27 protein-coding genes are annotated in these 25,297 nt (G+C 70.4%); 12 read left to right on the forward strand and 15 right to left on the reverse strand.

The genetic code is table 11. The annotated features are described in order from the left end of the window. Positions 1 to 114 precede the first annotated feature (114 nt). On the reverse strand, positions 115 to 390 hold the full coding sequence (locus ACWCRB_RS19415) for a GlsB/YeaQ/YmgE family stress response membrane protein (RefSeq protein WP_450997218.1): 276 nt from the start codon (positions 388 to 390) through the stop codon (positions 115 to 117). Between the two features lie 246 nt (positions 391 to 636). Between ACWCRB_RS19415 and ACWCRB_RS19420 the strand changes: the two genes are divergently transcribed. Continuing rightward, positions 637 to 1,035 carry a DUF3099 domain-containing protein gene (locus ACWCRB_RS19420; protein ID WP_450997219.1) on the forward strand — a complete coding sequence of 133 codons (399 nt, stop codon included), beginning with the start codon at positions 637 to 639 and terminating at the stop codon, positions 1,033 to 1,035. 220 nt (positions 1,036 to 1,255) lie between these two features. Further along, positions 1,256 to 1,486, forward strand: coding sequence for a hypothetical protein (locus ACWCRB_RS19425; RefSeq protein ID WP_450997220.1), 231 nt, complete (start codon positions 1,256 to 1,258; stop codon positions 1,484 to 1,486). Between the two features lie 4 nt (positions 1,487 to 1,490). Here ACWCRB_RS19425 and moaA read toward each other — a convergent pair whose 3' ends face one another. From moaA to ACWCRB_RS19440, 3 genes are all read right to left on the reverse strand, one after another. Then, positions 1,491 to 2,480, reverse strand: a complete 990-nt coding sequence (gene moaA / locus ACWCRB_RS19430; protein WP_450997221.1) for a GTP 3',8-cyclase MoaA — start codon at positions 2,478 to 2,480, stop codon at positions 1,491 to 1,493. A 178-nt stretch (positions 2,481 to 2,658) separates the two neighbouring features. Next, positions 2,659 to 4,284, reverse strand: coding sequence for a solute symporter family protein (locus ACWCRB_RS19435; RefSeq protein ID WP_450997222.1), 1,626 nt, complete (start codon positions 4,282 to 4,284; stop codon positions 2,659 to 2,661). Further along, a complete protein-coding gene (locus ACWCRB_RS19440) occupies positions 4,281 to 4,637 on the reverse strand; it encodes a DUF485 domain-containing protein (RefSeq protein ID WP_450997223.1) in 357 nt (118 codons plus the stop codon). Before ACWCRB_RS19440 ends, ACWCRB_RS19435 begins: the two co-directional genes overlap by 4 nt. 458 nt (positions 4,638 to 5,095) lie before the next feature. Between ACWCRB_RS19440 and ACWCRB_RS19445 the strand changes: the two genes are divergently transcribed. From ACWCRB_RS19445 to ACWCRB_RS19460, 4 genes are all read left to right on the forward strand, one after another. Beyond that, complete coding sequence (locus ACWCRB_RS19445) at positions 5,096 to 6,628, forward strand: S8 family serine peptidase (RefSeq protein ID WP_450997224.1); 1,533 nt, start codon at positions 5,096 to 5,098, stop codon at positions 6,626 to 6,628. Between the two features lie 68 nt (positions 6,629 to 6,696). Further along, entirely contained in the window at positions 6,697 to 8,226 is a 1,530-nt protein-coding gene (locus ACWCRB_RS19450; RefSeq protein WP_450997225.1) for a S8 family peptidase, read from the forward strand. 107 nt (positions 8,227 to 8,333) lie between these two features. Continuing rightward, complete coding sequence (locus ACWCRB_RS19455) at positions 8,334 to 9,728, forward strand: CoA transferase (protein ID WP_450997226.1); 1,395 nt, start codon at positions 8,334 to 8,336, stop codon at positions 9,726 to 9,728. A gap of 101 nt (positions 9,729 to 9,829) precedes the next feature. Next, entirely contained in the window at positions 9,830 to 10,873 is a 1,044-nt protein-coding gene (locus tag ACWCRB_RS19460) for a CopD family protein (protein WP_450997227.1), read from the forward strand. On the opposite strand, the gene ACWCRB_RS19465 is transcribed toward ACWCRB_RS19460, so the two are convergent. Together ACWCRB_RS19465 and ACWCRB_RS19470 are read right to left on the reverse strand one after the other, a co-directional pair. Then, complete coding sequence (locus ACWCRB_RS19465) at positions 10,839 to 11,561, reverse strand: lysoplasmalogenase (RefSeq protein ID WP_450997228.1); 723 nt, start codon at positions 11,559 to 11,561, stop codon at positions 10,839 to 10,841. The two genes, ACWCRB_RS19460 and ACWCRB_RS19465, sit on opposite strands and share 35 nt — an antisense overlap. After that, on the reverse strand, positions 11,558 to 12,436 hold the full coding sequence (locus ACWCRB_RS19470; RefSeq protein WP_450997229.1) for a sterol desaturase family protein: 879 nt from the start codon (positions 12,434 to 12,436) through the stop codon (positions 11,558 to 11,560). Before ACWCRB_RS19470 ends, ACWCRB_RS19465 begins: the two co-directional genes overlap by 4 nt. 143 nt (positions 12,437 to 12,579) lie before the next feature. On the opposite strand from ACWCRB_RS19470, the gene ACWCRB_RS19475 reads away from it, so the two are divergent. The 5 genes from ACWCRB_RS19475 to ACWCRB_RS19495 all read left to right on the forward strand — a co-directional run bounded on the left by ACWCRB_RS19475 (position 12,580) and on the right by ACWCRB_RS19495 (position 17,421). Then, positions 12,580 to 13,584, forward strand: a complete 1,005-nt coding sequence (locus ACWCRB_RS19475) for a DEDDh family exonuclease (RefSeq protein WP_450997230.1) — start codon at positions 12,580 to 12,582, stop codon at positions 13,582 to 13,584. A 79-nt stretch (positions 13,585 to 13,663) separates the two neighbouring features. Continuing rightward, positions 13,664 to 13,897, forward strand: coding sequence for a hypothetical protein (locus ACWCRB_RS19480; protein WP_369033760.1), 234 nt, complete (start codon positions 13,664 to 13,666; stop codon positions 13,895 to 13,897). Between the two features lie 55 nt (positions 13,898 to 13,952). Further along, the gene (locus ACWCRB_RS19485) at positions 13,953 to 14,765 is read left to right on the forward strand and encodes an SURF1 family cytochrome oxidase biogenesis protein (protein WP_450997231.1); all 813 of its coding nucleotides are present in this window, start codon (positions 13,953 to 13,955) and stop codon (positions 14,763 to 14,765) included. Positions 14,766 to 14,809: 44 nt separating this feature from the next. Beyond that, positions 14,810 to 16,660, forward strand: coding sequence for a glycoside hydrolase family 15 protein (locus ACWCRB_RS19490; protein WP_450997232.1), 1,851 nt, complete (start codon positions 14,810 to 14,812; stop codon positions 16,658 to 16,660). Positions 16,661 to 16,665: 5 nt separating this feature from the next. Then, positions 16,666 to 17,421: an SDR family oxidoreductase gene (locus tag ACWCRB_RS19495; RefSeq protein WP_450997233.1), complete on the forward strand. Its 756-nt coding sequence runs from the start codon at positions 16,666 to 16,668 to the stop codon at positions 17,419 to 17,421. A 70-nt stretch (positions 17,422 to 17,491) separates the two neighbouring features. Here ACWCRB_RS19495 and amaP read toward each other — a convergent pair whose 3' ends face one another. The 9 genes from amaP to ACWCRB_RS19540 all read right to left on the reverse strand — a co-directional run bounded on the left by amaP (position 17,492) and on the right by ACWCRB_RS19540 (position 24,596). After that, positions 17,492 to 18,070: an alkaline shock response membrane anchor protein AmaP gene (gene amaP / locus ACWCRB_RS19500; protein WP_450997234.1), complete on the reverse strand. Its 579-nt coding sequence runs from the start codon at positions 18,068 to 18,070 to the stop codon at positions 17,492 to 17,494. A gap of 6 nt (positions 18,071 to 18,076) precedes the next feature. Beyond that, the gene (locus ACWCRB_RS19505) at positions 18,077 to 18,778 is read right to left on the reverse strand and encodes a DUF6286 domain-containing protein (protein ID WP_450997235.1); all 702 of its coding nucleotides are present in this window, start codon (positions 18,776 to 18,778) and stop codon (positions 18,077 to 18,079) included. Then, positions 18,775 to 19,125 carry an Asp23/Gls24 family envelope stress response protein gene (locus tag ACWCRB_RS19510; protein WP_450997254.1) on the reverse strand — a complete coding sequence of 117 codons (351 nt, stop codon included), beginning with the start codon at positions 19,123 to 19,125 and terminating at the stop codon, positions 18,775 to 18,777. The genes ACWCRB_RS19505 and ACWCRB_RS19510 overlap by 4 nt, the downstream gene beginning before the upstream one ends. Before the next feature lie 54 nt (positions 19,126 to 19,179). Then, positions 19,180 to 19,365: a hypothetical protein gene (locus tag ACWCRB_RS19515; RefSeq protein WP_450997236.1), complete on the reverse strand. Its 186-nt coding sequence runs from the start codon at positions 19,363 to 19,365 to the stop codon at positions 19,180 to 19,182. Positions 19,366 to 19,418: 53 nt separating this feature from the next. Then, entirely contained in the window at positions 19,419 to 19,919 is a 501-nt protein-coding gene (locus ACWCRB_RS19520; protein WP_450997237.1) for an Asp23/Gls24 family envelope stress response protein, read from the reverse strand. A gap of 121 nt (positions 19,920 to 20,040) precedes the next feature. Next, positions 20,041 to 21,138 (reverse strand): threonine synthase, encoded by a 1,098-nt coding sequence (locus ACWCRB_RS19525; protein ID WP_450997238.1) that lies wholly within the window; start codon positions 21,136 to 21,138, stop codon positions 20,041 to 20,043. Between the two features lie 333 nt (positions 21,139 to 21,471). Continuing rightward, positions 21,472 to 22,278 carry an enoyl-CoA hydratase/isomerase family protein gene (locus ACWCRB_RS19530; protein ID WP_369033769.1) on the reverse strand — a complete coding sequence of 269 codons (807 nt, stop codon included), beginning with the start codon at positions 22,276 to 22,278 and terminating at the stop codon, positions 21,472 to 21,474. Between the two features lie 122 nt (positions 22,279 to 22,400). After that, a complete protein-coding gene (locus ACWCRB_RS19535) occupies positions 22,401 to 22,622 on the reverse strand; it encodes a helix-turn-helix domain-containing protein (RefSeq protein ID WP_006123601.1) in 222 nt (73 codons plus the stop codon). Positions 22,623 to 22,997: 375 nt separating this feature from the next. After that, positions 22,998 to 24,596: an ABC-F family ATP-binding cassette domain-containing protein gene (locus ACWCRB_RS19540; RefSeq protein ID WP_450997239.1), complete on the reverse strand. Its 1,599-nt coding sequence runs from the start codon at positions 24,594 to 24,596 to the stop codon at positions 22,998 to 23,000. Between the two features lie 265 nt (positions 24,597 to 24,861). On the opposite strand from ACWCRB_RS19540, the gene ACWCRB_RS19545 reads away from it, so the two are divergent. Next, positions 24,862 to 25,275 carry a VOC family protein gene (locus tag ACWCRB_RS19545; RefSeq protein WP_450997240.1) on the forward strand — a complete coding sequence of 138 codons (414 nt, stop codon included), beginning with the start codon at positions 24,862 to 24,864 and terminating at the stop codon, positions 25,273 to 25,275. The last annotated feature ends 22 nt before the right edge of the window (positions 25,276 to 25,297 follow it).

Below are 25,297 nucleotides of genomic sequence, written 5' to 3' on the forward strand. Positions count from 1 at the left end.
GTCCTCGAGGAGCGCCAGGCTCTTCGGCACCCGCACGAGCAGCACGTCGACGAGCTCCGGCGGCGGATCCTGGGTGGTGAGCAGCCGTACGGAGTGCCCCCTTCACACGTAGCGCTAGGCTCGCTGTCTCTTGCCGCGCATCGACGAGTACGCCATGTCCCCCAGGAACACGACCACGACGGCCGCCGCGAGCTGGAGCGCATGGCGGCCCCAGTCGATGCCGCTCGTCTCGTCGATGCCGAAGCCTCGTGCGATCGCGTTGCCGATGACGGCGCCGATGATGCCGAAGACGGTCGTCAGCCAGAGCGGGCAGTGCTGCTTGCCCGGGATGATCGCCTTGGCCAGCAGGCCCAGCACGAATCCCACGATGATCGCCCACAACCAGCCCATGGATGCCTCCTCGTACGGCTCTACGCGAGCATTACGCCCAGTGTCGGTCCGTTCGCGCTACGGCGCATGTCGGGGACCTCGGTACGCGGTACGGCGCAGATCGGTCACCCCGACGGAAGGTGCCCCGGTCTCGTAGGCGACGCAGGCGCGGCGTAACGTGGAAGCCGTCCGGATCCTGGTTTCCCGACCGGGTTCGGCGCGGGTACGGGCCGGGGCGTGTCCGATTCGGGTGGACGGTGGAACGTGATGCGGAAGCAGAGCAGCAGTGGCGGCGCCCAGGTCTTCCGGATCACCGGGGCCCGGCAGGGGCTCGCGGACGATGTGCGCGCCAGACAGCGCCGGTACATCATCTCCATGTCCGTGCGCACGGTGGCCGTGATCCTCGCGGCGGTGCTCTGGAACGTCGAACGGCACGTCGCGTTCGTGGCGTTGGTGCTGGGCATGGTTCTCCCCTATATCTCCGTGGTGATCGCCAACGCCGGCCGGGAGAACGCGCCGGGGCTGCCGTCGACGTTCGTGACGGCTCCGGTGCGGCCGATGATCGCGCCGCCCAGGCCGGATGAGGGGTTCGCGGAACCCTCAGCGGAAGACTCCGGGAGCGATCAGGGGGCCGACATGCGGGACAATCCGCGCGAGCGGGCCTGACCGAAAGTCAACGCCGACGGCTTCGCCAAGCTCAAGAAAAGCTCAGATCAATCATGTTGTTCCAGTGCCGGTCGGACGCTTACCCGTGACATACTTCGTACGCGCTCCGCATCCCCCGTCGGAGCGACAGACCGACGCCGGGCAGCTCCCCCCGTGGCTGCTCGGCGTCGCCTTTTGAGCGCTGTTTCCGCCGGGTTTTCGGCCGGGTTAGGGTCAACAGATGATCGGCCCTGACCCTGACTCCCCCATCTGTTCCGCCAAGGCATGCCGGGCGGACGCCGTGTGGGTCCTTGCCTGGAACAACCCGAAGCTGCATACGCCTGACCGGCGGAAGACGTGGCTGGCGTGCGAGGAGCATCGCGAGCACTTGTCGCAGTTTCTGGGGGTGCGGGGGTTTTTGAAGGACGTCGTACCGCTCAGGGAATGGGAATCCGGAGAGCGGGAAGACTGACCGCTCAGCCGCCGATCGCCGACATAGGCCTGTCCGGCTGGACGAAGGACGGGTCGTCCAAGCCTGCGCCTGCCTTCTTGCCCCACATCGCTTCGCGCCAGATGCGGGCTAGCTCCTCGTCGGGGGCGTCCGAGCGGAGGGCCGCGCGGAGGTCGGTTTCCTCGCGGGCGAAGAGACAGGTGCGGATCTGGCCGTCGGCTGTGAGGCGGGTGCGGTCGCAGGCCGCGCAGAACGGGCGGGTGACCGAGGCGATGACACCCACGACATGCGGGCCGCTGTCCACCAGCCAGCGCTCCGCCGGGGCCGAACCCCGCTTCTCCGACCCCTCCTCCGTCAGCTCGAAACGGGTGCGCAGGGACTGCAGGATGTCGCCCGCCGTCACCATGCCCTCGCGCTTCCAGCCGTGCTGGGCGTCCAGCGGCATCTGCTCGATGAAACGCAGCTCGTAGTCGTGCTCGACCGCCCAGGCCAGCAGGTCCGGGGCCTCGTCGGCGTTGAGGCCCGGCATCAGGACCGCGTTCACCTTCACCGGGGTCAGGCCGGCCTCACGAGCCGCTTCGAGGCCCGCGATGACGTCCTTGTGGCGGTCGCGGCGGGTGAGCGTCTTGAAGACGTCCGGGCGCAGGGTGTCCAGGGAGACGTTGACGCGGTCCAGGCCCGCCTCCTTCAGCGCCGCCGCCGTACGGACCAGGCCGATGCCGTTCGTCGTCAGGGACATCTGGGGGCGCGGGGCCAGGGCCGCGACCCGCTCCACGATGCCGACCAGACCCGGGCGCAGCAGGGGCTCGCCGCCGGTGAAGCGGACCTCTTCGATGCCCAGCAGGCGGACGGCTATGTCTATGAGGCGGACGATCTCGTCGTCCGTGAGCAGGTCAGGCTTGGCCAGCCACTGCAGGCCCTCCTCGGGCATGCAGTACGTGCACCGCAGGTTGCAGCGGTCGGTCAGCGAGACGCGCAGGTCGGTGGCCACTCGGTTGTAGGTGTCGATGAGCACGTGGGCCCCCTCCCTCGTAGCGGATCCCGTGCGGATCGCGTGACGGAGCACAGTTTCTCCGACACCTGCGAGCCTACGTGACCCCACTGACATCGAGACCGCCCCGATGCCACAAGACGTGGAGCGGGGCCGCCGTAGATCCCTACGACGGCCCCGCTCCGTGTGCGCGGCGGAACGCCTAGTGCGCGCCGGTTCCTGTGAGGGACCGGACCTCCAGTTCCGCGTACTTGCCGGTGTCGGGCTCCTCCTTGGAGAGGACCGTGCCGAGCCAGCCCATGAGGAAGCCGAACGGGATGGAGATGATGCCGGGGTTCTTCAGCGGGAACCAGTGGAAGTCGACGTCCGGGAACATCGCCTTCGGGTCGCCGGAGACGACCGGCGAGAACAGCACCAGGCCGACCGCCACGATCAGACCGCCGTAGATCGACCACAGGGCGCCCTGGGTGGTGAACCTCTTCCAGAACAGGCTGTAGAGGATCGTCGGGAGATTGGCCGAGGCGGCCACCGCGAACGCCAGTGCGACCAGGCCGGCCACGTTGAGGTCGCGGGCGAGGGCGCCCAGGGCGATGGAGACGACGCCGATGAGGACGGTGGCCCAGCGGACCGCCTTCATCTCCTCCTTCTCGGTGGCCTTCCCCTTGCGGATGACGTTGGCGTAGATGTCGTGCGCGAAGGACGACGACGAGGCCAGCGTGAGGCCGGCGACGACGGCGAGGATCGTCGCGAAGGCGACCGCCGAGATCGTCGCGAGCAGGACCGCGCCCCAGGCCGAGTCGACGCCGCCGAGGTGCAGGGCGAGCAGTGGCGCGGCCGTGTTGCCCGATGGGTTGGAGTCGGTGATCTCTTTCTGGTCGATCAGCGCGGCGGCGCCGAAGCCGAGCGCGATCGTCATCAGGTAGAAGCCGCCGATGATGCCGATCGCCCAGATCACGGACTTCCGCGCGGCCTGCGCCGTGGGCACCGTGTAGAAGCGGATCAGGATGTGCGGCAGACCGGCGGTGCCGAGGACCAGGGCGATGCCCAGGGAGATGAAGTCCAGCTTGGAGGTGCCGGTGGCGCCGTACTGGAGGCCCGGCTCCAGGAACGCGTCGCCCTTGCCGCTGCGTTCGGCGGCGGTGCCGAGCAGATCGGAGATGTTGAAGTTGAACTTCAGCAGCACCAGGAACGTAATCAGGATCGTGCCGCTGATGAGCAGCACGGCCTTGACCATCTGGACCCAGGTGGTGCCCTTCATGCCGCCGATGGAGACGTACACGATCATCAGGACGCCGACGAGGGCGACGATGGCTACCTTGCCCGCGTCGGAGGTGATGCCGAGGAGGAGCGAGACGAGGACGCCCGCGCCGGCCATCTGGGCCAGCAGGTAGAAGATCGAGACGACGATCGTCGACGTACCGGCGGCCGTGCGGACCGGGCGCTGGCGCATGCGGTACGCAAGGACGTCACCCATGGTGTAGCGGCCGGAGTTGCGCAGCGGTTCGGCCACCAGGAGCAAGGCGACCAGCCAGGCGACGAGGAAGCCGATGGAGTACAGGAAGCCGTCGTACCCGAAGAGGGCGATCGCGCCCGCGATGCCGAGGAAGGACGCGGCGGACATGTAGTCGCCCGAGACCGCGAGGCCGTTCTGGAAGGCGCTGAACTGGCGCCCGCCGGCGTAGAAGTCGGCGGCGCTCTTGGTCTGGCGGCCCGCCCAGACGGTGATGACGAGGGTCGCGACGACGAACACCGCGAACAGGGAGATGATCAGCGGCCGGTGCTCACTGGCCTCACCCGCCGCGAGAACACTCTGCTGTACGGGGCTCATGCGCCGCCCTCCATCCGGGACTTGATCGCCTCACCCTTGGGGTCGAGGTTCGCGGAGGAGTACCGCGCGTACCACCAGGCGATGAGGAACGTGGTGACGAACTGGGCGATGCCGAAGACGAAGGCGACGTTGATGTGGCCGAAGAGCTTGGTGCCCATGAAGCCGCCCGCGTAGTTCGACAGCAGGACGTACAGCAGGTACCAGGTGATGAAGCCGACGGTCAGCGGGAAGGCGAAGGAGCGGTGGGCACGGCGCAGTTCACCGAACTCGGCGCTCTCCTGCACCTCGACGAACTCCGCCGTGGACGGGGAATGGGGCTCTGTCTTCGAGGGGGGCGGTGCGTCGGTAGCCACGGAGTCTCCTCGCGTTGCGGGTGCGGTGACGACAGCGGACGGGGGTGAGTGGTCGTTCGGGGACGGGGTCGGGCTGGGTACGGACATGGCTCTTTTCTGACCTCGCGGTGATCTGGATCACGGGGTCGGCTCGCGATGGTAGGGCCCACACGCGTGATCCGACAGGGGGCTCGATGGTGCTCGTGCTCCCTGTCCAAGGTCACGGCGCCACGCGAGGGCCGGTTCAACTCCCCGCGCTTCTTTCCGAACTGGTCTCCGGAAGTCATTGCTGGCCAGCGACGACGCGGGATAGCTTCGGCCTGTACCACCCGTCATGTACCTGCAATATCGGCGGTGCGGGCCATGCGCCCGTGCCCGCTTTTTCGCGCGTACTCAATTGTTGTCCATCCCTGCTACGCGCCTGCCCGGCAACCATCCTTGTCCGGGCCGGCCTCGTTTCCGGATGATGTGGAGATCCCATGGCTCATCTGCGCTCCAGACGTCGGCTCGCTCTCGCGGTGCCGGTCGTGCTGTCCCTGACCGCTTCCCTCGGCTTCCTGCCCGTGGCCGCGTCGGCCGCCGAGCCGGCCGTCTCCGCCGCCACTGCCGCGGAGGGTCCGAACCTCGCGTATGTCGTCAACACGAAGAGCACCGACCGTCACACGATCGGGGCGGTGACGAAGGCGATCTCCGCGGCCGGCGGGACCGTCGTGGTCACGTTCAAGAAGATCGGTGTGATCGTCGTCCACTCCACCAATCCCTCCTTCGGGGCGGAGATCCGCGCGGTGCGCGGGGTGAAGTCCGCGGGTGCCACGCGGACCACGCCGCTGGTGGCCGCCGGGACGACCGACGAGGGCGCGGCGGACTATCTGACGGCCGCCGAGGCAGCCAAGGTCGAGGCCGCGTCGGCCACGGTCCCCGAGAGCGAGCCCCTCGAAGCCGACCAGTGGGACCTGCGGTCGATCGGCGCCGACAAGGCCGCGAAGATCAACCCGGGCAGCAGCAAGGTCACCGTCGCCGTGATCGACACCGGCGTCGACGACACCCACCCCGACCTCGCCCCGAACTTCTCCGCGGCCCAGTCGGCGAACTGCGTCGGCGGCGTCGCGGACACCAGCGCGGGTGCGTGGCGCCCGTACACCGCCGGCGACTACCACGGCACCCACGTGGCCGGTGAGATCGCCGCCGCCCGCAACGGCATCGGGGTGGCCGGTGTCGCGCCCGGTGTGAAGGTCTCCGGCATCAAGGTGAGCGACCCGGACAACGGGCTCTTCTACCCGGAGAGCGTCGTCTGCGCCTTCGTGTTCGCCGCCGACCACGGCGTCGAGATCACCAACAACAGCTACTACGTTGATCCATGGCTGTACAACTGCATGGACGACCCCGATCAGCGGGCCATTGTTGACGCGGTCAACAGGGCGCAGCTGTACGCGCAGAACAAGGGCACGCTCAACCTGGCGTCGGCGGGCAACTCCTCGCACGACCTGGCCTCCGACGCGATCGTCGACGACTCCAGCCCCGACGACTCGACGCCGGTCACGCGCACGATCGACCCGCACGAGTGCTTCGACGTACCGACCCAGCTCCCGGGTGTCGTCACGGTGAGCGCCACGGGCGTCGACAACGTCAAGTCGTACTACTCCACCTATGGCAACGGCGTCATCGACATCGCGGCGCCGGGCGGCGACCGCCGGTACCAGATACCGGACACGCCGTCGCGGGACGGCCGCATCCTGTCCACCATGCCGAACGGCGCGTACGCCTTCCTGCAGGGCACCTCGATGGCCTCGCCGCACGCCGCGGGCGTCGCGGCGCTGCTGAAGTCGAAGCACCCGTGGGCGACCCCGGCCCAGCTCCAGAGGCTGCTGAAGGTCCAGGCGGACAACCCGGGCTGCCCCGAGTCGTACGACCAGGACGGTGACGGCACGCAGGACGCGGTGTGCGAGGGCGGCGCACGGGTCAACGGATTCTTCGGGGCCGGGATCGTCAACGCGCTGCGCGCGGTCCAGTAGCCCGCGAGGCCCTCCGAGTCTTCCCGCACGGCCCGTATGTCCCACGAACGAAGGAACTGGAGACCCTTATGACAGCGCCTCACCCGCGCTCCCGTCGCGCCGTGGCGATCCCGGTCGGTATGGCCATGGCTACGGCGTTCGCCTTTCTGCCGAACATCGACGCCGTCGCGGCCGACGCCACGCCCGTGGCGGCCACCGCCGCCGACGCGACATCGCTCAGCTATGTCGTCAATGTGCTCCCCGGACTCGGCCATGCCCGGTACCTGAAGAAGGCCATCGCCGAGGCCGGCGGCACGATCGTGACGTCGTACGACCGGATCGGCGTGATCGTCGTCCACTCGGCGAACCCCGACTTCGCCAAGATCGTCCGCGAGGTGCCCGGCGTGCAGTCGGCCGGCAACACGCGCAACGCGCCGCTGCCCGCGCAGTCGACCACCGACATGGGCGCCCCGAAGGTGCTCTCCGCGGCTGAGGTCGCGAGCGCCACCGCCGACGCCACCGCCGCCCAGGATCCGCTGGAGCCGTTGCAGTGGGACCTGCCCGCCATCAAGGCGGACAAGGCGCACGAGAAGTCGCTCGGCAGCTCCAAGGTGACCGTCGCCGTGATCGACACCGGCGTCGACGACACCCACCCCGACATCGCGCCGAACTTCGACCGCGCGGCCTCCGTCAACTGTGTGACGGGCAAGCCCGACACGACCGACCGGGCCTGGCGGCCGACCACGGGCGAGAGCCCGCACGGCACGCACGTCGCCGGTGAGATCGCCGCCGCGAAGAACGGCGTCGGCGTCACGGGCGTCGCGCCGGGCGTCAAGGTGTCCGGCATCAAGGTGTCGACCACGGCCGGCTACTTCTACACGGAGGCCGTCGTCTGCGGCTTCGTGTGGGCGGCCGAGCACGGCGTGGACGTCACCAACAACAGCTATTACACGGACCCCTGGTACTTCAACTGCAAGAACGACCCGGACCAGAAGGCCCTGGTCGACGCCATCACGCGGGCCACGCAGTACGCGGAGCACAAGGGCGTCGTCAATGTCGCGGCGGCCGGCAACGAGAACTACGACCTCGCGGCCGACGAGATCACCGACCCGGTCTCCCCGAACGACGCGACGCCGTCGGACCGGGTCATCGACCCCTCCGAGTGCTACGACATCCCGACCCAGCTCCCGGGCGTCGTGACGGTCGCCTCGACGGGCGCCAAGGGCATCAAGTCGTCGTTCTCCAACCACGGTCTGGGCGTCATCGACATAGCTGCCCCGGGCGGCGACTCGACCCGCTACCAGACCCCGGCCCCGCCGGCCACCAGCGGTCTGATCCTCGGCCCGCTGCCCGGCGGTACGTGGGGCTACATGGCCGGTACGTCGATGGCGTCGCCGCATGTCGCGGGCGTGGCCGCCCTGATCAAGTCGACGCACCCGCACGCCTCCGCCCGCCTGGTGAAGGCGCTCCTGTACGCCGAGGCGGACGCCACGACGTGCACGGACCCGTACGACATCAACGGCGACGGCAAGGTCGACGCGGTGTGCGAGGGCCCGAAGAACTACAACGGCTTCTACGGCCACGGCATCGCGGACGCACTGGACGCGGTGACGAAGTAGCTCCTCGGTATTGATCCTCTGCGGCGGGCCGGACAGCGTTGAGCTGTCCGGCCCGCCGTGTTGATCCCGTACATATGTTGATCCAGTACACGCGGCATAGTGACCGTATGACTGTGTTGAGCACGGAGTACACCTGGGCCGCGCTGGGCGGTGATCCCGCCGCCCCCGCCCGGGTCTCGTCCGTCGCCCGCACCGGAGTGCTCGCATCCCGGCTGCCGGTACGGGAGTTGGCGCGGGCCTGCGTCGGCTGCTGCGCGCTGGCCGCTGCGGAACTGGGCGTCCTCCGGGCCGGACTGCCGGAGCTGCCCAAGGTCCGCGTGGACGACGGCGCGGTCGCCACCGCCCTCGTCAGCGAGCGGCATCTGCTGGTCGACGGACGCGCCCCGGTCACCTTCGCGCCGCTGTCGCGCTTCTGGCGGACGGCGGACGGCTGGGTGCGCACGCACGCCAACTACCCGCACCACCGGGCACGTCTGCTCACGGCCCTGGGCACGTCCGAGGATCCGGCGTCCGTCGCCGCCGCGTTCGCCGAACGCACCTCGGCGGAGGCCGAGGAGACCGTGTACGCGGCCGGAGGTCTCGCCGTCGCGCTGCGTACGGCGAAGGAGTGGGCCGCGCACGAGCAGGGCGCGACGGTGGCCGCGCGCCCTCTGGTCGAGCGCGGGCGGCTGGACTCGGCACCCGCGCGCGTGCTCGCGCCGATCGGCACCGCTCCCCTGCTGCCCGCCGCCGGAATCCGCGTCCTGGACCTGACCCGGGTCATCGCGGGCCCCGTCGCCACCCGCACCCTCGCCCTGCTCGGCGCGGACGTCCTGCGCCTGGACGCGCCCCAGCTGCCCGAACTCCCGGACCAGCACGCCGACACGGGCTTCGGCAAGCGGTCGGCGGTGCTGGATCTGGCGGCCGACCGGCGTGCCTTCGAGGAGCTCCTCGCCGGTGCGGACGTCGTCGTCACCGGGTACCGGCCCGGCGCCCTGGACCGGTTCGGGCTGTCACCGGAGGCACTGGCCGAGCGCAGGCCCGGGGTGGTCGTGGCCCAGTTGTCGGCGTGGGGCGCGTACGGGCCCTGGGGTGAACGGCGGGGCTTCGACAGCCTGGTGCAGGTCGCCACCGGCATCGCGGCGATCGAGGGGTCGGCGGCGGAGCCGGGTGCGCTGCCCGCGCAGGCGCTCGACCACGGCACGGGATATCTCCTGGCGGCGGGGGTCCTGCGGGCCCTGAGCGACCAGGTGCGGGAGGGCGGCAGCCGGTTCGTACGGCTGGCGCTGGCCCGGACGGCGGGGTGGCTGATGAGCGGGGCGGAGCAAGGGCAGCAGGCGCCTGTGAGCGGCTCCGCGTACGACGACGCGTACGACGGGCCGGAGGCATGGCTCGCCGAGCGGAACAGCGCGCTGGGGCGACTGCGGTATGCGCTGCCGCCGGTCTCCTTCGCGGGCGGACCGGTCGACTGGGCGCGGCCTCCCGGGGTTTGGGGGACGGATCGGCCGCACTGGGTGCATTGAGACAAACATTGGGATAAACACAGCGTGGGCCCTTGGGGAGGGGCGCCGGGGTGAGTCGCCGGGCGACCGGAGACGTACCTACGGCTGGTGAGGACCTTGGGGTGGGCTTGATACGACCGACTGACGGGGCGTCCGACGAGGGCGGGCCCGCGAGAAAGCCCGGTGCCGGGCAACCTGACAACGGACGACCCGGTACCGGGCGGGCCGTCGCCGTGCTCGTGCTGGTGGCGCTGGCCGCGCTGATACCGCTGCTCGGCCCGTCCGCCGCGCTGGACGGCACCGGGGAGGCCTCCGCGCCCGGCGTCGCCGGGATCGCGCTCCTGCGGACGGTGCTGTTCGCCGCGCTGTGCGTTCCGGTGGGCGAGCTGTTCGTGCGGCAGCTGGCCGGAAGGCTGCCGGGGGCGCCGCCGGAACGGGCGCGGAGTTGGGCGCCGTACGCGGCCGGTGTCGGTTTCGTCGCCGCGCTGGGGCTGGCCTCGGTGGTGTCGACCGGCAACCTCGTGCCGCACAGCCTCGCCGCGATCGATGTGGGCGGACTGTACGAGTCCCGGGACGGCAAGCTCGCGCTGCTGGAGGTCAACGGGTTCGCGGCGGCCGGCCTGTGCGCCCTCTCGGCCCGCCCGGCCCTGCAGGTCTGGCCGTTGGCCGCCGTGGCCGTGGCGGAGGCGCTGCGGGCCCATCCGGCGCCGGAGCTGGATCCACTGACCGGCTCGGCTCTGACGTTCGTGCACCTCACGTGCGCGGCACTGTGGGTGGGCGGACTGCTGTACGTCCTGCGGACGTTGCCCCTCTGGGGAGCGGCGAGTGAGGCGCGCGTGGCGTTGTTGGGCCTCTACGCGCGCGTGGCGGCCGTTCTGCTCGCCCTGATCACCGCGACGGGCGTCTGGAGCACGCTGCGCCGGATGCCGGCGGACACGGTCCTGGAGCAGCTGACGTCGACGGCGTACGGCCGCACCCTGCTCGCCAAGGTGATCGTCGTGGCCGCCGTCGCCGCACTCGCCCTGTGGGCGCGGCTGCGGCTGGGCCGGGCGGCCGACCCGCTGACGGCCTGCACCCCCGCGCGCGCGGAGGTCGTCGCGCTGGGGCTGGTGGTCACGGTGTCGGGGCTGCTCACCGCGCTGCCGGTGCCGATCCGCTGGACGTGACGGGTGGATGCGGCGCGGTTCTCGCCGCCGCCGCGAGTACGCCGCCGGTCAGGAGGCTCTGGGCCGCGAGATACGTGAGCATGATCCAGAGGTCGGGGTTCGGGAGCTGGGGCAGATCCGCGACTCCGGTCGCGATGAGCGTGTCGGAGAGCAGGAAGAGCGCGCCGCCAGTGCCGGCCAGAAGGCCGAGTGCGGTGGCCCGCCATGCCATCGCGGTCAACAGAAGGCTGTAACCGGCGACGGGGACGCCGAGTTCGGCGGGGAGGCCTGGCCAGAGGACGGCAAGGGTGACGGCCAGCGCCAGGGCGTAGGCGCCCGCGAGCCCGTTCCGGTTCCAGCTCCTGTTCCGTGCGGCACGCGCGCGTGGGGTGCCGTCCTGGGTGCGGTCCTCGTTGCCGTACGCCCTGAAGAGGGCGAGGTAGCAGACGTGACCGGCCGCGAAGGAGGCCATGCCTGCCAGGAACGCCGGGTCGGTGTCGGCGAGGAGCAGGACGTCGCCCGCCCAGCCGAGGAGGAGGGCGGCGGTGAGGAGTCGGGGAGCGCCGCGCAGTTGGGCGTGGGCGGCGAGGAGGGGCATCAGGAGGGGCTTGGCGAGGGCGTGGCCGGTGTCGGAGCCGACGGCGAGGGAGATCAGGTCGGCGGCTGCGGCGAGGGCGAAGGCGGCCAGGAGAACGCGGGCCGGCCTCACGCGACGACGGTCTCTTCGGCCGGCTGCTCCCGCCGCACGGACGCGGGCTGCCAGCCCGGCCCCCGGAACACCCGCCCGGCGCGCTCGCGCCAACTGCCCGCCGCCTTGATGTCCTTGACGATCGCGACGTACTCATGAGTGGCGACCTTGACCGGGTTGAACGTGTTGATGTTCTTCGTCAACCCGTAGACAGGCCGTTCGGTCTCCGCGACGAACGAGCCGAAGAGCCGGTCCCAGACGATGAGGATCCCGCCGAAGTTGCGGTCCAGATAGCCGCCTTGGGAGGCGTGGTGGACGCGGTGGTGGGAGGGCGTGTTGAAGACGTACTCGAACCAGCGGGGCATGCGGTTGATCCGCTCGGTGTGTATCCAGAACTGGTACACGAGGTTCGCAGAGGAGCAGAAGGCGAGCGCGGCCGGGTGCACACCGAGGGCGACGAGGGGGACGTAGAACGGCCAGACGGTGAGCGTGGTCCAGGGCTGGCGCAGGGCAGTCGTGAGGTTGAACTTGCGGCTGGAGTGGTGGACCACGTGACAGGCCCACAGGATGCGGACGACGTGGTGCCCTCGGTGCGACCAGTAGTAGAAGAAGTCCTGGCCGAGCAGCATCAGCGGGACGGTCCACCACAGCACCGGGACGCGGAGCGGGGTGAGTTCGTGGATGGCCGTGTAGACGGCGACGATCGGGATCTTCCAGAGGAAGTCGAAGGCCAGGCTCCCCAGTCCCATGCCGACACTGGTCGCGGCGTCCTTCGCCTCGTACCCGGCGGCGGCCCCCTCGGCGGCAGGGTGTATTCGGACACTGATCATCTCGATGACGGTGAGCAGTACGAAGGCGGGTATGGACCAGGCCACGACGTCGGGGAGGTTGGGCATGGCTGCACGTTAGGACGGCTCACGGGTGGCGCATAGACGTTGTTACTGACAAGTATTCAGGGCAGTACGCGCTTGCTTGTTGGTGGTCTCCACCAACCGGGCGGCCGACGGAGTGTCAGTCGCGGCCCGTATTCTCTGTGACCATGCTCGAAGACCTCACGCCGACGCCGTCCCCAGTACCGTGGCCGACCGCATATCCCCAGGGATACGCGGTCGTTGACGTCGAGACCACCGGTCTGTCCCGGGACGACCGGATAATCTCCGCAGCCGTCTACCGGCTCGACGCGCGCGGTGAGGTCGAGGACCACTGGTACACGACCGTCAATCCGGAGCGGGACCCCGGGCCGGTGTGGATCCACGGGTTGACGAGTGACGTGCTGGAGGGCGCGCCCCTCTTCGTCGAGATCGCCGAGGAGTTCGCGTCCCGGCTCGCCGACCGCGTGCTCGTCGCGCACAACGCGGTCTTCGACTGGTCGATGATCGCCCGGGAGTACGCGCGCGCGGAGCGCGAGGCGCCGGTGCGCCAGCGGCTGTGCACCATCGCGCTCTCCAAGGAGCTGGGGCTGCCGCTGCCCAACCACAAGCTGGAGACGCTCGCCGCGCACTACGGGGTCGTCCAGCAGCGCGCCCACCACGCCCTGGACGACGCGCGCGTGCTCGCCGAGGCGTTCCGGCCCAGTCTGCACGCGGCTGCCCGGGGCGGCGTACGGCTGCCGCTGCTGGAGTGCCGGCCGCTGACGGAGTGGTCGGCGTCCACGGCCGGTGCCGCGCGGCCCCAGATCGGACGGCAGGCCTCCGGGGGCTACGGCGGCTACCAGCCGACCAGTTGGCGGCCGTCCCGCAAGCGGCCCGCGTGTCCGTACCCGAACCCGGGGCGGTACGAGGACGGCAGGCCGCTGAAGCAGGGCATGCGGGTGGCGTTCTCCGGGGACACCTCGGTCGAGCGGGACCTGCTGGAGGACCGGGCAGTCGAGGCGGGCCTGCATGTCGCGACGAGCCTGTCCCGGCTGACCAGCCTGCTCGTCACCAACGACCCCGACTCCATGACCTCGAAGGTGGTCAAGGCCCGGCAGTACGGCACCCCGGTCGTCGACGAGGCGGCCTTCGGTCAGCTGCTGCGGGACGTGGAACCGGCGGCGGAGGGATGACCGTACGGACGGGTGATTGGCGCCCGACTCGCCCGGCACGGTCTCGCTCGGGCGCCACCGACGGCCCACCCTGTGGCGCATGGCGACCTGTGAAGTCTGCGGCAACAGTTACGGCATGACCTTCGAGGTGCACGCGCAGGGCGCGGTGCACGTCTTCGACTGCTTCTCCTGCGCGATCCACCGCATGGCACCCATCTGCGAGCACTGCCGTGTCCAGATCATCGGGCAGGGCGTGGAGGCCGACGGCCACTGGTACTGCGGGGCGCACTGCGCCCGCGCGGAGGGGAGGGTCGGGATCATCGACAAAGTCTGAGCCGAGTCCGTACCCCCCTCAATGCACCCCACGGGCGAGTTGTACCGTCAGTGGGGTGTACCGCTTCCTCTTGTCCCGGCAGTGGGTGATCCTCACGCTGGTCGCCCTCCTCCTCATCCCCACGATGATCAGGCTGGGCATCTGGCAGATGCACCGCTACGAAGAGCGCACCGCCCGCAACCAGCTGGTCGCCGACGCGCTGTCCGCCGACCCGGTGCCCGTGGAGAAGCTGACCTCCCCCGGACACACCGTCACCACCGGCGAGCGGTACCACACGGTGAGCGCGAAGGGCCGGTTCGACACCGACGACGAGGTCGTCGTCCGGCGCCGCACCAACTCCGACGACGAGGTCGGCTACCACGTCCTGACCCCCTTCGTCCTCGACGACGGCAAGGTCCTGCTGGTCAACCGCGGCTGGATCCCCGCGGACGGCCCGAGCCAGACCGCGTTCCCCAGCATCCCGGCGCCCCCCAAGGGTGAGATCACCGTCACCGGACGGCTGATGCCCGCCGAGACGACCGCGGCGAGCGGCATCAAGGACCTCAAGGGCCTGCCGGACCGCCAGATCATGCTGATCAACAGCGAGCAGGAGGCCCGCCGCCTCGGCGCCGAGGTGCTCGGCGGCTACATCGTGCTGACGACACCCGAACCGAAGGGCGACACGCCCGAACTGCTCGGCAAGCCGGGCGACGAGAACGCCGCGCTGAACTACGCCTACGCCATCCAATGGTGGCTGTTCTCCGCCGCCGTCCCCCTGGGCTGGGTGATCCTGGTGCGCCGGGAACGCCGCGACCTGGCGGAGGCCGCGGCCGAGTCGGCGGCGCGTGAGGCACAGGAGTCGCCGGACGGCGAACCCGCCGCCGTGTGACGTAATCGAGGACTCTCGGCGAGGGACGGGACGTTCACGCCCGAATGCACATGCCGTGTGCAGGGAACCCGCCCGACGTGCACCCTCACCGGAACCACCGCGATCCCCACATCCCTCGCATCGAGGACTACGCCCTCGTCGGCGACCACCAGACCGCCGCGCTCGTCGGCATGGACGGCAGCGTCGACTGGCTCTGTCTGCCCCGCTTCGACTCCGGCGCCTGTTTCGCCGCGCTGCTCGGCGACGAACGCAACGGGCACTGGCGGATCGCCCCCGAGGGCGCCGACCGATGCGTCCGGCGCGGCTACCGGCCGGGCACCCTCGTCCTCGACACCGAGTGGGAGACCGACGAGGGCGCGGTCCGCGTCACCGACCTGATGCCACAGCGCGACGTCGCCCCCGATCTCGTACGGATCGTCGAGGGCGTACGAGGCGAGGTGACCGTCCGCTCCACACTGCGACTGCGCTTCGACTACGGGTCGATCGTGCCGTGGATGCGCCGGAAGGACGGGCACCGGGTGGCCGTCGCCGGGCCGGACGCGGTGTGGCTGCGCACCGAGGAAGGGGTGCGCACCTGGGGGCGGGACTTCACCACGTACTCGGAATTCACGGTCTCGGAGGGCGAGCGGGTCGCCTTCGTGCTGACCTGGCATCCCTCGCACGAGGCACATCCGCCGTTCGTCGACCCGTACGAGGCGCTGGACACGGCCGTAGCCGACTGGGAGGCCTGGTCGGCGCGCTGTACGTACGACGGGCCGCACCGGGATGCCGTCGTGCGCTCGCTGATCACCCTGAAGGCGCTGACGTACGGGCCGACCGGCGGCATCGTGGCCGCCCCCACCACCTCGCTCCCCGAGGAACTGGGCGGCGTACGCAACTGGGACTACCGCTACTGCTGGCTGCGCGACTCCACGCTCACCCTGAACGCGCTGCTGTCGGTGGGCTATCACGAGGAGGCCGAGTGCTGGCGCGACTGGCTACTGCGCGCGGTCGCGGGCGACCCGGCGGACCTCCAGATCATGTACGGGCTCGGCGGTGAACGCAGGCTGCCCGAGTTCGAGCTGGGCTGGCTGCCCGGGTTCGGCGGCTCGGCCCCGGTCCGGATCGGCAACGCGGCCGTACGCCAGCTCCAGCTCGACGTGTACGGCGAGGTCATCGACTCGCTGGCGCTGGCCCGGCGTTCGGGACTGCCGTCCAAGCCGCACATGTGGCGCGTGCAGGTCGCGCTCATGGAGTTCCTGCGGAAGACCTGGCGGCAGCCCGACGAAGGGCTGTGGGAGGTGCGCGGGCCGCGCCGGCACTTCGTGCACTCGAAGGTGATGGCCTGGGTGGCCGCCGACCGCGCGGTGCGTCAGCTCGAACTCAACCCGAAGCTCAGCGACGGCGACATCGACGGCTGGCGGGCCATGCGCGACGAGGTGCACCAGGAGGTGTGCGAACGCGGGTACGACCCGGAGCGCAACACGTTCACCCAGTTCTACGGCTCCCGCGAACTCGACGCCGCCGTCCTGCTCCTGCCGCGCGTCGGCTTCCTGCCGCCGGACGACCCGAGGATCGTCGGGACCGTCGACGCCGTCCGCGACGAGCTGGGGCAGAGCGGATTCGTACGCCGCTACAGCACGGAAGGTCCCGTGGTCGACGGGCTGCCCGGTGACGAGGGTGTCTTCCTGGCCTGCTCCTTCTGGCTGGCGGACGCACTGCACATGATCGGCCGTACGGAGGAGGCGCGCGAGCTGTTCGAACGCCTGGTCGGCCTCACCAACGACGTGGGGCTGCTCGCGGAGGAGTACGACCCGGTCGCCGGCCGGCAGCTCGGCAACTTCCCGCAGGCGTTCAGCCACATCGGCCTCGTCAACACGGCCCTCGCCCTGTACGGCGAGGACCGGGCAGGATAGGGACCATGGATCTTGGACTGAAGGACCGGGTGTACGTCGTCACCGGAGCCACCCGTGGACTGGGCAACGCCGCCGCACGCGAGCTGGTCGCCGACGGCGCGAAGGTGGTCATCACCGGACGGGACGAGAAGACGGTCGCGGAGGCGGCGGCTGCGCTGGGCCCCGGGGCGGTGGGTGTCGCCGCCGACAACTCCGACCCGGAGGTCGCGGAGCGGCTCGTCGCGGTGGCCCGTGAGCACTTCGGGCGGTTCGACGGCATCCTCGTCAGCGTGGGCGGACCCGCGCCCGGGTTCGTCGCCGACAGCACGGACGAGCAGTGGACGGCCGCGTTCGAGTCCGTGTTCCTGGGTGCGGTGCGGCTGGCTCGTACGGCCGTGGCGGAGCTGGAGGAGGGGGGAGTTGTCGGGTTCGTGCTGTCGGGGTCGGTGCACGAGCCGATTCCTGGGCTGACCATCTCCAATGGGCTGCGGCCCGGGCTTGCGGGGTTTGCGAAGTCGCTCGCGGATGAGGTGGGGCCTCGGGGGATTCGGGTGGTGGGGTTGTTGCCGGCGCGGATCGATACGGATCGCGTGCGCGAGCTGGACGGGTTGTCGGCGGATCCTGAGGCTACTCGGGTCGCCAATGAGTCGCGGATTCCGTTGCGGCGGTATGGGAGGCCGGAGGAGTTCGGGCGTACCGCCGCGTTTTTGCTTTCGCCTGCGGCCAGTTACTTGACCGGGGTGATGGTGCCTGTTGATGGGGGGATGCGGCACGGGTTCTGAATGGACCTGTAGTTATGCGTCTGCGGGTGCGTCGTGGCTTGTCGCGCAGTTCCCCGCGCCCCTAAAAGCCTCAGCTCACCCTTTCTGCCGAGTGTTTGACCGCCCTCAAGCTGACCTCTGTCGGGAGTGACTTGAGGCCTGCCGAGTCGCGGGCGTTGGTCAGGGCCTCGGCTGTGAGGCGGACTACCGCGTCGCCTGGGGACGCGTGGGGCTGGAGGAGGAGTTGGACTCGGGCCTCGGGGGCCGTGCGGCGGCCCGTGAGGGTTACCTGGGCCCGTGCCACGCCCTCCAGGCGGGCCGCTTCTCCTGCCACCGCACTCTCCATGGCCCGGCCTCGCAGGAGGGCCCCCTCGCCGTCGCCCGTGTCGACCAGGACCTCGGTCAGGCGGCGTCGGCGCAGGACCGCAGCCAGCCACCACAGGGACAGCAGGACCAGCGCGGCCAGGATCGCGAGTACCGTCGGCCACCACCAGCCGGCGTCCCGGTAGTGGGTGCGTTCCGCGCTGCTCAGCAGGACGTCCTTCTTGTCGTCGTGGATCCACCAGGTCGGCCAGCTGCCGCCCAGGCCGATCGCGAGGACCGAGCCGCCCGTCACCATCAGGGCCAGGCCCGCCAGCCCCAGCAGGACGCGGTTGACGATGCGCTGCATCCGTCCTCACCCCTTCTTCCGGCCGGGGCGGCCGACATGCACCGACAGGGCGGGCGGCCGGGACAGGCCGAGGCCCCTGATCGCGTCGGCGAGCACGTCGTCCAGGTCGGCCCGTACGTCGTCGAGTTCGCGGAAGTGGGAGACCGCGCGGACGTCGGCCCTGGTGCGGGTCATCCGGACCTGGACCGACTGCACGCCGGACACCTCCACGGCCCGGTCCCGCAGCACCATCGCGGCGGCGGCACGGTGCAGGCCGGCCCGGACGTCCACGTGGGTGCGCCGCATCGGCAGGACACCGCGCAGGCCCGGCGTGGCCGCGAGGATCAGCAGCCAGGCGCCGAGGGCGACGGCGATCCCGGCACCGACCAGGACCCAGGTGTCGTCGAGGGGACGTTCCGCGAGCTGCCTGGCCAGCGATTTCCGCCAGCTCATGGCCGGGCGGTCGGCCCGTACCGCGGTGATGTCGTAGAGGAACGCGCCCGCGCCGACGAGCAGGAGCAGTGCGAGGACTGTCGCGGGGACTCTGCGCGCCGACCAGAAGCGGCCGTTCCTGTCCTCCCCGTCGGCGAGGGTGGGCAAGGGGTCATAAGCGGCGGCGGACGAGGACTGGCCCAGTCCGGTGGTGTCGGCCGCCGTGTCGCTCTCTTTCTCCAGTACTGGCAGTCGCTGGGTGCTCTCGGAGCCGTCGGAGCCCTGGGGCTCGCTCATCGCGTCCTCCCCTGTGCCTTCCCCGGTGTCACGCCGTGCGTCTGTGCCAGGTGCAGCCGCTCGATCTCGACGGCGACCTCCGGCACCTCCATTCCCGCCAATGCCTCTACCCGCGAAGCGACCCGACGACGCACCGTCGCGCACTGGCCACCGATGTCGGAGGGGTACTGGAGTTCGAGGCTCACTCGGACGCGGGCCCTGTCGTGGTGGACGACGACCGTGGCGTGCGGGGGTACCGCGTCCGGGGGCAGCCCGGCCAGCGCCTCGCGGGCCGCCTGCGTGGCGATCTTCGCGACGACCCGGTCGGCGATCCGGGTGGCGCCGCGCTCGCCCGGCGGCACCGCCATCGTGGCCGTACCGGGCGTACGTGGCTGCCCGGGCTGCTCATCGGTCACAGGACCTCACCGCCGTTTGTCGTTACGGGTGCGGAAGAAGTCGCCGAGGTCCAGGTCGCCCTCCAGGAACCGGCCGATGACGAAGCCGAGGGCGCCCAGGGCGGCCACCAGCAGAAACGCGCCGAAGCCGCCGAAGTATCCGGCGAATCCCAGCGCCATTCCGGCGATCATGCCGATGACGGCGATGCTCATGCTGCCTGCCTTCCCGGTTCCTTCCCGGTCCTTTTGCCGATGCCCCGAATCCGTCATTGCAGACGGAGCTCGGACTCTTCTTCCTCTTCCTCGGGCAGCTTCACGTCGGTCACCGCGATGTTGACCTCGACGACTTCGAGGCCGGTCATGCGTTCGACAGCCGCGATGACGTTCTCGCGTACGGCCCGGGCGACGTCGCCGATCGAGACGCCGTACTCGACGACGATCTCCAGGTCGAGAGCGGTCTGCACCTCGCCGACCTCGGCCTTCACTCCTCTGGTGACGGATTTGGAGCCGCCGCCGGGCACCCGGTCGCGGACCGCGCCGAAGGTCCGGGAGAAGCCGCTGCCCATGGCGTGCACGCCGAGGACGTCGCGGGCGGCGAGCCCGGCGATCTTCTCGACGACACCGTCGGCGATCGTGGTGCGTCCCCGGTCGGCGGGGTCGCCGCCGCCGCGTTTGGTGACGTTCGTCTTACGGAGCTGGGTGGGCGTCGGGTCGTTGCCCTCGCTCTCGGGCCGCTCCGGCCGTTTCCTCGGGGTCGTGTCGGTCATCGCCGTACATCCCTTTCGGTCGTCCTCCACAATCCACAGTAGGCGGGGTCCGACGGACGCGCGCCGGGGATGTGGCAGGCAGGCGAAGCGCGCGGGGGGCCGGGCAGTGCTCCGGCGTCCGTCACATTCCCTTGAGGCCGTGAGCCGTCGCGACCGCCACCACCAGTGAGCCGGGCTCGATCGCCCCGGAGACGCGCGCGTCGGCGACCGCCACCAGGGCCGCCGCGCTGCTCGGTTCGAGTGGCAGACCTGTGCGCCACAGCCGGTGGGTCTCGGCGGTCACCGTGTCGTCGTCCACCACCTGCGCGCGCCCGCCGGAACGCCGTACGGCCTCCACCGCCTGGAGCGCCACGGAGTTGCCCCCGAGGGACGGCATCACGGCGGTCGCGCCCGGGAAGTCGCCGTACGGATCGGCGCCGTCGAGGACGGCCGACACCCTCGGGTACGGCTCGACCAGGCACAGCCGGGGCACCGGACGCTCCCCGCACACCTCGCGGAAGCCCAGATACATGCCCCAGGCCAGATCCCCGCGCGAGGTCGGGACGACCACCCAGTCCGGCCAGGCGCCCGCCAGATCGGTGAGGATCTCGGCGGCGAGCGTCTTGTAGCCCTCGATGCCGAACGCACTGCTGCCGACGGGCGGCAGCTGGAAGTTGGTGACCGGCAGCACGGTCGGCGAACCCACGTGCGCGGCGAGATGCCGCCACCGTGCCGCCGCCCGGGGAAAGGAGACGACATGGGCGCCGAGGTCACGCATCAGTGTGGCGACGCGCTCGGGGATGTCGTCCGTGACGGCGATCTCGCAGCCGAGACCGGCGCGTCCGCAGTAGGCGGCCAGGGACACGCCCGCGTTGCCGGAGGAGGCCGCGGCGACGGCCCGGTAGCCGGCGTACAGGGCCCGGGCGACGGCGAGCGCGCTGAAGCGGTCCTTGTGCGAGCCGGTCGGGTTGGCGCCCTCCCACTTGAGCCGCAGATCGACGTCCAGGTCGTTGTCGGCGCGCAGCAACGGGGTCCGGCCCTCGCCGAGGGTGAAGGGCACGGTGTACGGCAGTTGTACGCCGGACGAGCCCTTGGCGGGTTCGTACACGCAGGCCACGTTGGCGGGAGTGCCGCCCGCGAGACAGGCCGGGCAGCCGCGCGGGAGATCCGCCACGCGGTGGCGGGCGCCGCAGCGGAGGCAGACGAGGGAGCGCAGGGCGGGGTTCTGGGCGACGGTCACCGTGCCGACGGTAGTGCGGTACGCCCATCTCGCGGGCCGCTTCCACGGCCGGAGCACAGTGAGCGCGGGCGCTACCCCGCTACCGCGGACACCGACTGGTGTCCCGGGTAGACGCTGGTCGAACCCCTCCCCCGCGCGCGTGCCGAAGGCCCGGTCAACGTCCTCGGCACCGGCGGCATGTCCCTCTCTCACCCGCACGCGCGCCGAAGGCTCGGCAGTGCGGATGCCGCGGCGGCCCGGTGACGGCACTCACCCGCGCGCGTGTCGAAGGCTCAGCGCGCCCGTGCCCGCCTTCACGTCCAGGACCAGCCCTCACGCGCGCGTGCCGGAGGCTCAGTCGCCGACGCCCGCCAGGTCCCGAAGTCGGCGCGCCTGTGCGGCACGCTCGGCGGTGCGCTGTTCGTCGTACGTCCGGCCCTGGACGCCCCGCAGCAGCGCCTTCGTCTCGATGAGGGCGTCGCGGGGCGCGGCGAGCAGCGCGGTCGACAGGTCGCGTACGGCGTCGTCGAGCCGCTCGGCCGGTACGGCGATGTTGGCGAGGCCCGTGTTCACGGCCTCCTCGGCCGCGACGAAGCGGCCGGTCGCGCAGATCTCCAGGGCGCGGGCGTAGCCGACGAGGCCGACGAGCGGATGGGTGCCCGTCAGGTCGGGGACCAGGCCCAGGCTGGTCTCGCGCATGGCGAACTGCACGTCGTCGGCGACGACGCGCAGGTCACAGGCGAGCGCGAGCTGGAAGCCCGCGCCGACGGCATGCCCCTGCACGACGGCGATGGACACGAGGTCGCTCCGTCGCCACCAGGTGAAACCCTCCTGGTACTCGGCGATAGTGCCGTCGAGCGTGGCGTCGTCGCTGCGCGCGAGATCGATGAACGACGGCTCGCCGTCGAACCCCTCGGGCGTGAACGCCTGCCGGTCAAGGCCGGCCGAGAACGACTTGCCCTCGGCACGCAGCACGACGACACGCACGGTGCCCGGCAGTGACCGCCCGGCCTCCGCCAACGCCCGCCACAGCGCGGGACTTTGGGCGTTGCGCTTGGCCGGGTTGGTCAGCGTCACCGTGGCGATCGAGTCGTCGACGGTGAGCCGGACGCCGTCCTTGTCGAGTACGGGACCGAGGGGGTCCTTTTCGGGCGAAGCCATGGGGGCGCCTCCGATGTGTGCGGTCAGCAGAGCCGAGTAGAGCTAAGTGACTGCACAGTAACCACCCGGCCGGTCAGCCGACCGACCGGGTGGCCACCATCGAAGCCGACGAGTCGCCGGGGTCAGGCCGAAGCGGCCTTCTTGCCCCTGGTCGCCCCGCCCCGCCCACGGAGCGTGACGCCCGACTCGCTGAGCATCCGGTGTACGAAGCCATACGAGCGACCGGTTTCCTCGGCCAGCGCTCGAATGCTCGCACCGGAGTCGTACTTCTTCTTCAGGTCTGCCGCGAGCTTGTCGCGCGCGGCGCCGGTTACCCGGCTGCCCTTCTTCAGAGTCTCGGCCACCCGTGCCTCCTCGTGGGAAGTGCGCTCTGGTTCCTCTCATGATCACCCCTCAAGCGCCTCATGGCCACCCATTCGGCAAGGTCCGTGAGGCAAGGTTTTGACGACAGGAGCGCATCCCCACAAGCGGAATTAGTAATTCCGGAGCGTGTTGTCCGTACGGCCGAACGAGTTGTTTCGCGAATTGCCTGGTCAGGAACGTGCGACGGCCGGGCCCTTGTCGATGAAGGGCCCGGCCGTGAAATGGATGTAGGACACACCTCGGTATGAGGAGATCTCACACAGATGATGGATCACGGATCGGCCGAATGATCCATAGGGAGTGGATCAGCGATTCGATCACGTGATCGTGACCACTGGATCGTGGTCGCGCGGGGGTCAGGCGAGGGCCACCAGGTCGGCGTAGTCGGCTCCCCAGAGGTCCTCGACTCCGTCCGGGAGCAGGATGATCCGCTCCGGCTGGAGGGCCTCGACGGCGCCCTCGTCGTGGGTGACGAGGACGACGGCGCCCTTGTACGTGCGCAGTGCGCCGAGGATCTCCTCGCGGCTGGCCGGGTCGAGGTTGTTCGTCGGCTCGTCGAGGAGCAGGACGTTCGCGGAGGAGACCACGAGGGTCGCGAGCGCGAGGCGGGTCTTCTCGCCGCCGGAGAGGACGCCGGCGGGCTTGTCGACGTCGTCGCCGGAGAACAGGAACGAGCCGAGCGTCTTGCGGACCTCGACCAGGTCCAGGTCGGGGTTGGCGGAGCGCATGTTCTCCAGGACCGTGCGCTCGGGGTCGAGGGTCTCGTGCTCTTGGGCGTAGTAGCCGAGCTTGAGGCCGTGGCCCTCGATGACCTCGCCGGTGTCGGGCTTCTCGGCGCCACCGAGGAGCCGCAGAAGGGTGGTCTTGCCGGCGCCGTTCAGGCCGAGGATGACGACCCTCGACCCCTTGTCGATGGCCAGGTCGACGTCGGTGAAGATCTCCAGGGAGCCGTACGACTTCGACAGGCCCTCCGCCATGAGCGGGGTCTTGCCGCAGGGCGAGGGCTCCGGGAAGCGCAGCTTGGCGACCTTGTCGGAGACCCGGACCGCGTCGAGCCCGGCGAGCAGCCGGTCGGCGCGCTTGGCCATGTTCTGCGCGGCGACCGTCTTGGTGGCCTTGGCGCGCATCTTGTCGGCCTGCGAGTGCAGGGCGGCGGCCTTCTTCTCGGCGTTCTGCCGCTCGCGCTTGCGGCGCTTCTCGTCGGCCTCGCGCTGCTGCTGGTAGAGCTTCCAGCCCATGTTGTAGACGTCGATCTGGGAGCGGTTGGCGTCCAGATAGAACACCTTGTTCACGACCGTCTCGACGAGGTCGGCGTCGTGGGAGATCACGATGAAGCCGCCGCGGTACGTCTTCAGGTAGTCGCGCAGCCAGACGATCGAGTCGGCGTCGAGGTGGTTCGTGGGCTCGTCGAGCAGGAGCGTGTCCGCGTCGGAGAACAGGATGCGGGCCAGCTCGATACGGCGGCGCTGACCGCCGGAGAGCGTATGGAGCGGCTGGCCGAGCACGCGGTCGGGCAGGCTCAGCGCGGCGGCGATGGTGGCGGCCTCGGCCTCGGCGGAGTACCCGCCCTTGGTGAGGAACTCCGTCTCCTGGCGCTCGTACTGCCTGAGGGCCTTCTCGCGGGTGGCGCCGCTGCCGTTGGCGATGCGCTGCTCGTTCTCCCGCATCTTGCGGATCAGGATGTCCAGGCCACGGGCGGAGAGGATGCGGTCGCTGGCGAGCACGTCCAGGTCGCCGGTGCGGGGGTCCTGCGGGAGGTAGCCGACCTCGCCGGAGCGGGTGACGGTGCCGCCGGCGGGCTGTCCTTCGCCCGCCAGGACCTTGGTGAGGGTGGTCTTGCCGGCGCCGTTGCGGCCGACCAGGCCGATGCGGTCGCCCTTGGCGACACGGAAGGTGGCGGACTCGATGAGGACACGGGCGCCGGCGCGCAGCTCGATACCGGAGGCGGAGATCACGGACAGACTCCAGGGCAGGGTTGTTGGCGGGGTGGACGACTGAGGGCGTTCCCGCCGTCTAATGCGCGAGGAGACAGGCCATGGGGGCCAGTCTAACGGGGTCGTGCAAGCACTTTTCCTGCGCTCTGGCGTTCGAGCCGGGAGCGATCTTCGCCGTGGGCTTCCCGACGGGGCGTTGTCAGTGGTCGGTGCCAGACTGGGCGCAGACGATTTTTCCGGATTCCGGCTTCCCGGTCTCCGGTTCCGGTGCGAGGGAGTGATGGGCATGGCAGGCGCGGGCGGCGGGCGTCCCAGCATCTATCCGACGCTGGTGTACGCGGACGCGAAAGCAGCGATCAAGCAGCTCACGGAGGCCTTCGGCTTCACCGAGGCGTCGGTGTACGAGGGGGAGGACGGCTCGGTGCTGCACGCCGAGCTGGTGCAGGGGAACGGCGCGGTGATGCTCGGCTCGAAGGGCACCGGCAGTGTCTTCGACAAGGCGATGAAGGGCGCGGGCCCGTGCGGGGTGTACGTCGTCGTGGACGACGTCGACGCACACCACCAGCAGGCCGTGGAGCACGGCGCGGAGATCCTGATGCCCCCGACGGACCAGGACTACGGCTCGCGCGACTACATGGCCCGCGACGCCGAGGGCAACATCTGGAGCTTCGGCACGTACGCGCCCGAGATACAGGCCTGATCCCGTCCGTCCGCCCCTGACA

The organism is Streptomyces sp. NPDC002156 (assembly GCF_053593675.1).